The sequence below is a fragment of the Spirochaetales bacterium genome (assembly GCA_016930085.1).
Classification (GTDB): Bacteria; Spirochaetota; Spirochaetia; order SZUA-6; family JAFGRV01; genus JAFGHO01.
Map to the genome: position 1 here is coordinate 1 of JAFGHO010000078.1, position 9,884 is coordinate 9,884.

The 9,884-nt window shown below is 46.4% G+C and carries 10 protein-coding genes; 5 read left to right on the forward strand and 5 right to left on the reverse strand.

The window, feature by feature from the left end; genetic code table 11:
• Nucleotides 1-142 precede the first annotated feature (142 nt).
• From JW881_13620 to JW881_13630, 3 genes are all read right to left on the reverse strand, one after another.
• Entirely contained in the window at nucleotides 143-1,009 is an 867-nt protein-coding gene (locus JW881_13620; protein MBN1698548.1) for a hypothetical protein, read from the reverse strand.
• On the reverse strand, nucleotides 934-1,293 hold the full coding sequence (locus JW881_13625) for a hypothetical protein (GenBank protein MBN1698549.1): 360 nt from the start codon (nucleotides 1,291-1,293) through the stop codon (nucleotides 934-936). The genes JW881_13620 and JW881_13625 overlap by 76 nt, the downstream gene beginning before the upstream one ends.
• Nucleotides 1,294-1,510: 217 nt before the next feature.
• Nucleotides 1,511-2,215: a hypothetical protein gene (locus JW881_13630; protein ID MBN1698550.1), complete on the reverse strand. Its 705-nt coding sequence runs from the start codon at nucleotides 2,213-2,215 to the stop codon at nucleotides 1,511-1,513.
• A gap of 427 nt (nucleotides 2,216-2,642) precedes the next feature.
• Between JW881_13630 and JW881_13635 the strand changes: the two genes are divergently transcribed.
• Together JW881_13635 and JW881_13640 are read left to right on the forward strand one after the other, a co-directional pair.
• Complete coding sequence (locus JW881_13635; protein MBN1698551.1) at nucleotides 2,643-2,900, forward strand: hypothetical protein; 258 nt, start codon at nucleotides 2,643-2,645, stop codon at nucleotides 2,898-2,900.
• 3 nt (nucleotides 2,901-2,903) lie between these two features.
• Nucleotides 2,904-3,482: a hypothetical protein gene (locus JW881_13640; GenBank protein ID MBN1698552.1), complete on the forward strand. Its 579-nt coding sequence runs from the start codon at nucleotides 2,904-2,906 to the stop codon at nucleotides 3,480-3,482.
• Nucleotides 3,483-3,841: 359 nt separating this feature from the next.
• Here the strand turns inward: JW881_13640 and JW881_13645 are convergent, their stop codons facing one another.
• Nucleotides 3,842-4,723, reverse strand: coding sequence for an AraC family transcriptional regulator (locus JW881_13645; GenBank protein ID MBN1698553.1), 882 nt, complete (start codon nucleotides 4,721-4,723; stop codon nucleotides 3,842-3,844).
• A 239-nt stretch (nucleotides 4,724-4,962) separates the two neighbouring features.
• Here JW881_13645 and JW881_13650 point away from each other — a divergent pair, with 239 nt between their 5' ends.
• Complete coding sequence (locus JW881_13650; GenBank protein ID MBN1698554.1) at nucleotides 4,963-5,667, forward strand: 4'-phosphopantetheinyl transferase superfamily protein; 705 nt, start codon at nucleotides 4,963-4,965, stop codon at nucleotides 5,665-5,667.
• 62 nt (nucleotides 5,668-5,729) lie between these two features.
• On the forward strand, nucleotides 5,730-6,125 hold the full coding sequence (locus JW881_13655) for a hypothetical protein (GenBank protein MBN1698555.1): 396 nt from the start codon (nucleotides 5,730-5,732) through the stop codon (nucleotides 6,123-6,125).
• Here JW881_13655 and JW881_13660 read toward each other — a convergent pair.
• Nucleotides 6,117-7,175, reverse strand: a complete 1,059-nt coding sequence (locus tag JW881_13660) for a histidinol-phosphate transaminase (GenBank protein ID MBN1698556.1) — start codon at nucleotides 7,173-7,175, stop codon at nucleotides 6,117-6,119. The genes JW881_13655 and JW881_13660 overlap by 9 nt on opposite strands.
• Before the next feature lie 325 nt (nucleotides 7,176-7,500).
• Here JW881_13660 and JW881_13665 point away from each other — a divergent pair, with 325 nt between their 5' ends.
• Nucleotides 7,501-9,723, forward strand: coding sequence for an endo-1,4-beta-xylanase (locus JW881_13665; GenBank protein ID MBN1698557.1), 2,223 nt, complete (start codon nucleotides 7,501-7,503; stop codon nucleotides 9,721-9,723).
• Nucleotides 9,724-9,884 lie beyond the last annotated feature (161 nt).

Genomic DNA, 9,884 nt, shown 5'->3' on the forward strand with positions numbered 1-9,884 from the left:
AAATTTGTTATTCTTATGATTATATACATGCTTATCAATCAGAATTGGCTGTAAAAATCAGGAAAAAAATCTATCACCCGGAATTGCTGGAAAGTATACTTTTTTATTAAAGGATGTATCGGTATATTCCCGCCGTCGCCGGTTATCGGGTCACACCGATTTTCATCGCGGTATGACGCTCCGAGAATTGAAACCAGCTTATTGCGTTGTCGAGATTCTCCGCCTGGCTTGAGAGTTCTTCCGCGAGCGATGCCGATTCTTCGGACGCCGATGAGTTTCTCTGTATCACCTGGTCGAGCCGGACGACCGCTTTACCGATCTGTTCGATCCCGTTCGCCTGTTCGAGGCTGGCCGCACTCACCTCCTGAACCAGTTCCGCCGTCTTTTTTATGTCGTGAATAAGACCTGTCAATGTTTCACCCGTCTTGCCCGCGATGATTTTTGTGGTTGATGAGAGGTCGCCTATCTCATCCGCCGCGGCCCGGCTGCGTTCCGCCAGTTTTCTCACTTCCTCAGCGACAACGGCGAATCCTTTTCCGTGTTCACCGGCGCGCGCTGCCTCGATGGCGGCGTTCAATGCCAGCATGTTGATCTGACGGGCTATTTCCGAGATGACGAGGATTTTGGACGCGATATCCGTCATGGCATTCATCGCCGCCTGTACCGACTGCCCGCTCGTGTCGGCTTCTTCGGCCGCCTTGAGCGCCGTCTTTTCTGTTGCGATCGCGTTATCGCTGTTATGTTTGACGCTCGAGTGAATCTGTTCGAGTGTCGAGGAGACCTCCTCAACCGCGGACACTTGTTCGTTTGCGCCTATTGAGAGTTCACGGGCTGACCCGCTCATCTGCTCGCTTCCCGATATCAGACTTTCGGTGACGGCATTTATGCTGTCGACGATTTCCGAGAGTTTGATGACTGTTTTATCAAGGGCGGTCAGGAGGGCGCCAACTTCGTCTTTTTTCTCCAGGTACCTCGTTTCTGCGACCCTTTCGAGTTTTCCACGCGCCATCGATTCAAGAATGCCACTGTCGCCTTGATCGGTTTGCTGATGATACGGTTGATAAGGGCGAAACAGGCAAACATCGAAACGAGGACGAGTGGGACACCCCATATAAGGTGCATCAATCCCCACTCGCCGCTAAGATACGCGACCAGAGCGGTAAGAATGGCGATGATAAAGACAACGGAGATAATAGCGAAGACAATGGACCGTTTATAGATTCGTGAGAAAATAAAAAGAAAGAGGGGTGCAGCCACGGCGATAAAAAGCAGGAAAATAACGGTGCTGGACATGATATGACTCCTTCCCATTTTTATATGATTAAAAGGTAGTAAAAGTTTTTATTCGGGGCAAGCGGATTACTGCGCAAATAAAGGGGATAACACAAAAAAAACAATTGATTCCATGCTGTAAAGCAGCGTTGCGCTTTGTTGAAGATCAAACGCTGCCTTCATTGCGGCGGCTCACGAATGGTTTCCGGTAGTGAACCATTCGTGAGCCGTGCCAAAGCTATTTATTGTCGATATGCTGCGCCCGTAAAACAAACGGCGATATAATACCGGTTTTGTTGAGGTCACCGAAAAGGATTCTTCTTCCGTTCAATTCCGGCCACCAGCCTCCTTTTTCCACTCTGGTGTATTCCTTTGATATCAAAATATAGGCGGTCGGGTGGGTAAAGAAAGCCCGGGGAAGCATGTCTACCCATATCAGGAGGGTATTGTCGACGATTTTAAATCGCGTACCCGAAGGCCCGTCCACAAGACGATCATAGGGATATAGTTCTTGCGGGTAGATGAAAATACCGATATTATCCTGACCGGCGCCGGCGGTGTTAATAGGTGAAAGCACGGCGTAAGCGGATTCTTCTCCATACAGGATCTGTTTGCCGTTCAATACCGGCCACCATTCGCCTTTGACGATCCGTACACCACCCTCTTTTGACAGCAACAGGTAGAGGGTCCTGTGGACAAAACGCATCTCCGGTTCGAGATCGACCCAGATCAAAAAGGTACTTCCTTCTATACGTATGGGTGTTCCATATGATACGGGCCCGTCCTGAAGACGGTCTTCACTGTTCAAGAGATGCGGATAAAAATAAACATGGCAATAATCCTCCGTGACAGCGTTCTCCGATACAACCGATTCCTGAGCCGCGAGGAAAAGCGGTGTGGAGAGAAACAATAAAGCGAAAATCGTCAAGATGGTTTTTTTCATGACATGCTCCTTTCGGTTAATCTTTTGTTATAATACAGGCAATCGATGTGACATGCCGGCAAATACCTGATGCTTTTAAAAGGTTTTGTCAACTATGTTAAAGATTACCTGTATGTCTATGTTTTATTGGAATTATCTTTATTTGTCAAGGGATAGGGGAACATTTGCTGAGAACGTTTTTATTTCTTCATTATAACGCATGTGCTTTTACATTAATTCGGTAGTGTTGTATGACGCGGGCCCTTACGTAATACGATCCGGCTATATTTTTTGGAGGATAGGGCATTCAGTATCAGGTACTCTCTATAAATGACTGAAAGGCTTCCAAAAAAGCCCGTGATCTGCTTTACTGTCAATACACTTATCATACGGGTACCGGAAAATATCCTGAGTGAAGAACGGAGGGTATACAGGATTGATAAAGCATATGTTTTCGAGTAAGGATTTTCGGTTTTATGTTGCCTGGGTATGTCTGTTTATCTTCGCATCACTGTTCTTCATTATCGGGATCGATCATGAAAGTATATGGTTCGATGAATCCCATACATATGCGGTGATGAATCATTCCTTTGGCGAAATCATCAATATATGCGCTGAAGATAATCATCCGCCCCTCAATTTTATCATGGCAAAGGTCTTCGTTTTTATATTCGGAAATAACCTGCTCGCTTTACGAAGGAAATAAAAAATGGAATTACTCAATAAAAAAATAGCATTTGTAGTATTTTTTGACAATAAAATAGAAAATATAATAGAATATATAAAAATTGAATTAAAAGAAGCATTTAAGAAAGAAATAAAAATGACTACAGAAAATGAAATTAATTTTGAATTAGTCACTAATTTCCATAAAATTACAGAATATAAATCATATGTTTTTTTAAACCGCAAAAATAATATAGTATATCTTGATTCTACTGGAGAAGCATACCATTCGCTTATCTATTGCATAAGCACAAGAAAATATGTTGAAAGTATTTATATAAAATTAGCTGATGAAGTTAAATATCCTTGTTATTTTTTTGATTATTTTACAAAAGATGGGAAAGAAAGGACTATCTATTCGATGAAGGATGGGAATCGATGGAAATTTTACAGCAAGGGTCCGGTACAGGATTTTGAAGATGAAAATCTGTATAAGAATATATTAATTAAAAGTAAATTCAACAAGAAGATATTGATTGATTATTGTAATAAACTGGGTGTTGATATTGAGGATAAAGAATTCTGGGAACCCCAGGGGGAAATATATCATTTTATAAGATGAATGTTACCTTGACAGGGCGGAGGGAAAAAGGTAGAATCAAAAAACAAAAGAGCGGCGACAGGGAAAAGACTTGCCGTTACCTGATAATTCAAAGGCAGCCATGACACCGGGAAGCGGCGGATTTGAAAACATAGTCGTACATCTTGTTCATCTATCCGGGATGAAGGAAGAAGACCGGCGCTTGAATAAATACAGACAACCGGCAGCTACATATAGCGAAAGTAAAACCATATACCCGGATAACATCCGCGGCCGGGTGGAAGCTCGATGCATCCATCCGGCCGTAAGTACTAACAAACAAAAAGCGGACAATAGTATAACTAACCTGCCAACACCCGGCACATCCGTAGTGCCTGCTGTTATTTTTTCCTGACGACGGGAATCCATACTTCGCAGTAATAATCGTCGCCGTTTTCACCGCAGGGCGGGTATATTTCGAGTTCCGGAGCCTTGTCGTGCTCGTAATTGGAGGAAGGAAACCATTCGCTGAAAATACGCTTCCACACATCCTGGATCGCGTCGGGCATGGGACCCACCGATTCGAATATCGCCCATGTGCGTGCCGGGATCTTGACGGTTTCCATTTCTCCCCGGTCGCCGTCGGTTTCGACGCCGATAAGGTAGGACCAGTCGTCCTCCGTGTCGGTATCCTTGTACCACATTACGGCGGCCATCGCATTGCCGATCACTCCCTTTTTTTGCCTATTTTTCAGGGCTTCGATCTTCTTTATAGTGCCGTCTGCCTCGCTTTGTTTCCAGAAGTCGGGGATGATTTTAAAGTTCCGCCCGCCCTCGCTCGTTACCTTCGTGCTTTTACCCGTCAGGTAAAAGCTTTTCATTGTTTTGATCCTGTAGTCCATACATACGTCTCCTTTTATTGAAAGATGGAACGACAGGGGAGAGAAGAGTTTTAGTTTGGCGTTCTCCTTGCGGGTATCCCGCGGCGACACCCCGTGAAGACGTGAGAACGCACGTGAAAAGGATTCGGGAGATTCATATCCGTATTTGAAAGCGATGTCGATCACTTTCTCCCGGCCGGTGAGAATGTCCTGGGCCGCGAGCGAAAGCCTGCGGTTTCGTACATACTCCGCCACGCTGTAGCCCGTCAGCATCCGGAACATCCGCTGGAAATGGAATTCCGACGAATTGGCCTCATAGGCCACCCGGGCGGTATCGGGCTCCTGAAGGAGGTTGTCCTCGATATACTTCAGGGCCGTATTCATTCTCTCGATCCATTCCATATTTCCTCTCCTTTTGTCATTCTATCATAAGTGTAGCCGTTCATAAAACACATGTCCTGACAGTTTCTGCCGTCCGGTGCAAGGTTATTGTGTAAAAACGGCCCCACCTTCGGTAAAAAAAAAGACCGGCCGGATATAGTCCCCGGCGGACCTCCGTCCCTGCTTATTCGGTCTCTACGGCTTGAAAAAAAACGTTTCGGCACGTATAATGGCACGCCGTGTCTGTCGTGAATGAATCGATGTGTGAACTATATGGAGTCAGAAGAGAAAAACCGGTTAAGCCGGATCTCTATGAATATATGCTTAGCGGCATCAGTACGCGTCGTCGAGAAAGGATACTCCGTTTCAGACGCAAAGAGGATGCCGAAAGGGCCCTTATCGCCGAAATCCTGATCCGTGCCGTTATTTGCAGGAAATTCAATGTCGTAAACGATTCTATCGATTTTGAAACGAATACATACGGAAAACCTTTTTTACGCGGCTGCGGCAATTTCCATTTCAACCTTTCGCATGCGGGGGAATGGGTCGTTTGTATTGTCGGGTGCGGGCCGGTTGGTGTCGATGTCGAGCGGATACATCCGGTCAGCCTGACTATCGCGAAACGGTTTTTTTCCCCTGAAGAATACCTGGCGATACTGGAAAAAGATCCGGTACGACAATTGTCGTATTTTTTTGAACTCTGGACGCTGAAAGAAAGCTATATCAAGGCCATAGGAAAGGGGATGGCATGTTCCCTTTCGTCATTTACGATCGGTATCATGAAAGATGGCATTCGCCTAACATCCGATACCGGTTCCGGTCCGTGGTTTTTCAGGCAATATGATATCGGACCCGGTTATAAATGCGCTGCATGCGGTACCCGAGATGCGTTCCCGGAGCGCATCGTCATTGAAGACCTTGAAGGTCTTGCCGGTACGCTGTCCGGCTCCGGAGCCGGGACATAATGCCGCGCGACGGTTCCGATCGCCGTAAAAAAGGCTTGCAAGCCGGCCGTCATTCGGATACTATGATGCCGATGAACAGTCTGGGGATAGAAAACCTGAAATGGCAGGGGCTCGAAGTGGATATTAATGATAGTGAAAACTCGATAAATATTCGTTTCAGGGGCGCCATCGATATGATTCTGCCGGACAGCAAATTGAATCCGTATTTTACGCGAATTCATTCAGCCGTTGTGACAAGCGGTTTTCGAATTATCGTCTGCGATGTCAGGGAGCTCGATTTTATCAATTCGAGCGGAATACGGTGTTTTCTCAAGTGGGTGATGAGTATTTTACAGGTTTCTTCCGATAAACGATACACGATCATTTTTCAAATCAGCAGGGAAATGGAATGGCAGGAGATAAGTCTCGGCTTTATCAAGCGCCTTGCCCCGGATTGCGTCAAAATCGAATCAAAATAATCGTTTTATTTCATCAAGAAGCCGCCCGATCTGCGGATCGGTACCGATCGTTATTCTCACAAAGCCGTCGATTCCCGGTATATTGAAATAACGGACTAAAATCCCCTCCTGTTTTAATGTCCGGTATACCGATTCTCCGGAAATTCCCTTTTTTCCGGTAAAGATGAAGTTTGCCCTGGACGGCAGCACATGCCAGCCCGCTTCGGTTAACGCATGAACGAGGAGATCCCGCGTCGAAATGATCGAAGCCGTGGTTTTTTTATAATATGCATCCTCTTCGATGGCGATTTCACTTATCCGCTGTGCGAGATAATCGACCGGGTATGAATTGAAGGAATCCTTTACCGTAAAGAGTGCCCGAATAAGCCCGGGAGAGCCGACGGCAAAGCCGAATCGTAATCCGGCTAAGGATCTGCTTTTTGAGAATGTTCCCGTTACAAGAAGATTTTTGTATTCCGATATGAGGTTCACCGCGGATTGCCCGCCGAAATCGATATATGCTTCATCGATAATGACGACATTGTCGCGGGGATAGCCGCGGAGAAGGTCATTCACCGACTGCAGATCCAGAAAAATCCCGGTCGGGGCATTCGGATTGGGGAAGATGAGTCCACAGGATGGGCGTTGACTGAGAAATCGTTCGATGTCGATTGAAAAATCATCATTGAGCCCGATACCGTTATAATCGATGCGGTAAAAATTACAATAGACGGGATAAAAACTGTAGGTAAACTCGGGAAAAAGAAGCGGCCCCCGCGCACTGTCGAAAAAGGCATAAAAGGCAAACGAAAGCACCTCGTCCGAGCCGTTTCCGACAAAGACATTTTCTTTTTCGACATGATAGTAGCCGGCAATTTTTTCCCTGACCCTCTCGGCGAGCGGGTCGGGATATAGCCGCAGGTTCGAATAATCGAAGCTTTCGAGAAAGCTTTTGACGCCGGGACACGGCGGGTAAGGATTTTCGTTGGTGTTGAGTTTGATATACTGCCTGTCCTGAGGCTGCTCGCCGGGAACATAGGGTATAAGATTTTTGATTCTCTCCGAAAGCATCACGATACCTCTTTTCTCGTGCCGGTCGTTATTCCGGCAGGAAGTGCTTCCCGGATATGATCGTGTGAAAACAGCCGGGAACACCGTCTGCAGGGGACTATCATCCTAACACAACTATCCATAAAAGACCATAATATAAGCCATAATAATGCAATGTCGCCTTGTTTTGATCGACAATGCCTTTTCTATAGCTGCGGCATTGGTATTGTATTCTCGTATTTGCCGTCGAATTCCAATAAATAACTTATAAAATACCATGGACATAATCCTGCTTCTGAATTATATATATTTTATGCTCATTAATCAATTAATGAAAGGAGTATATATGAAAGCTCGCGTATTTCCGGTGTTTCTTATTCTCTCGCTTGCTTTTTCCTGCGTGGCGCCGCAGAAGGCAACAGTGGAGACAGAGACAACACAGCCGGTAAAAGAAGAAGTAACGATACAAAAAAAGGAAATCGAACAGGATATAATCGGTTTAAAGGAGTTTTTCAAGGATAATTTTCTGATCGGGGCTGCGGTCGAACCCTCGGCACTGAAATTCGATGGACATGCCGAGTTGTTGTTAAAACATTTTAGCAGCATTACTCCGGAAAATGTCATGAAGCCGATTATCATTCATCCCCAGGAGGATAAATATAATTTTCGTCCTGCCGATGAGATCGTCGCTTTTGCCCGGGAACATAATCTCGGCGTACGCGGCCATACGCTGATCTGGTATAACCAGTGCCCCGAATGGTTTTTCGTCGAAAATGGTAAAAAAGCTTCGAAAGAGACATTACGGAAGCGTATGAAAGACCATATAACCGAAATAATGCAGCGTTATAAAGGAAAGATTTACGCCTGGGATGTCGTCAATGAACCGATCGATCAGGGAAAGCCTGACGGCATGCACAGAAACAAGTGGTATGATATTCTCGGCGAAGAATATGTCGAACTCGCGTTCCGTTACGCAAAAGAAGCCGATCCCGATGCGAAACTCATCCTCAATGAATGGGGGTGTACCATCTATGAAAAGCGGCAATACCTTCTTGCCCTCATCAAACGGTTACAGTCGAAGGGCGTCCCTGTCGACGGCGTGGGAATGCAGATGCATATAACGCTGACCGCCCCCTACATGGCCGAGATCGACAAGGCGTTGAAGGATTTTTCGGATGCGGGACTCGAGATTCATATCACCGAACTCGATGTGAGTGTGTATGACAACAGGAAGGATAAATATACGTCGATCGGCAAGGAGATCCTCAACGAACAGGGGCATCGGTTGAAAGACGTCTTCAGTCTGTATAAAAAGTACGATAAAAATGTCACCAGTGTGAGTTTCTGGGGATTGGCGGATGATTCCACATGGCTCAAGTATCACTTTGTCGAACGGGAAGACTGGCCGCTGCCGTTCGATGTCAATCTGAAGGCCAAGCCCTTTTATTGGGGGCTGGTGGATCCTTCGAAACTCACTCCGAGAATCAATATGGCAAAGGCGGCCGAGGGAAGCGCGGTCGTCGACGGTAAAGAGGATTCAAGCTGGCAGTATCCGGAGTTTTTCCCGAATATTCCCATTACGACCGGGCTGAGTTTTTCAGTCAAGGCTCAGTGGGATAAAGCGTATCTGTATATCCTTCTCGATGTCGCCGACACGACGCCGCTTCAGAATGATGCGATAACATTCTTTATCAATGAGAACAATAAAAGATCTCAGACCATGGACAGTGACGACAGAACGATTGATTTCGTTCTGGACAAAGGATTCAAAAACTCCAAAGACGCGGCGGTTTTAAAGAAAAAGGGAGGTTACGTATTCGAAGCGCGTATTCCTTTCAACAAGATCGAAGGCGCCAAGGACATCGCTGTCGGATTCGATGTCCTGGTAAAAGACGGCGAGAAAGCATATATTAAATGGAATGACCAGGAAACCGTCAACAGCACGAATCCCGGCTATTGGGGCGTCCTCAATCTCGTCAAAACACCCAAAATAGGAAAAGCCTATTACGGGACACCGGTTTTAGACGCAAAAAAGGATGATCTATACAAGGGTCCCCCGATGCCTATTAAAGAGTTCATCAGCGGGATCGGCGGTGAGGAGTTTGCGTATAAAGGCGCGACCGGCAACGCATGGGCGTTATGGAACGATGAAGCGGTCAGTGTTTATATAGAGGTGAATGATCAAGTCCTCAGCGTGTCAAACGATCTCGTTTACATGCAGGACAGCGTTGAAGTCTTTATCGACGAGAACAATAAAAAGACGCCGTCCTACGAGAAAGATGACGGGCAGTTCAGGGTCAATTATGAAAATCTCGCGTCTTTCGGCTCGACGGGAAGCGTCAAGGGGTTTCAGAGTGCCGCCAGAATCATTGACGGCGGATACGCGGTCGAAATGATTATCCCCTTCAGGGCACTGATTCCCGAAGCGGGGACGACCATAGGATTCGATCTGCAGATTAATGACGACCAGGGAAGCGGAAAGCGGGACAATATTTCCAAATGGAATGACCTGACCAATGATTCCTGGCAATCGACCGCCGGATACGGCGTACTCGAGTTTGTGAAATAGTATCGAAAGCGAAGCGATTGTATATTAAAGGGGGGCTGTTTAAAAACGGCTCCCTTTTTTTGGTGCGCCCGGCAGGCAGGGGGAACTGTTAGCCGGACGGCAAGGGTGTCCATCGTGAGGTGGAATCTGAAGGAAGCCGCAGGCAAACCACTGCCCTGACG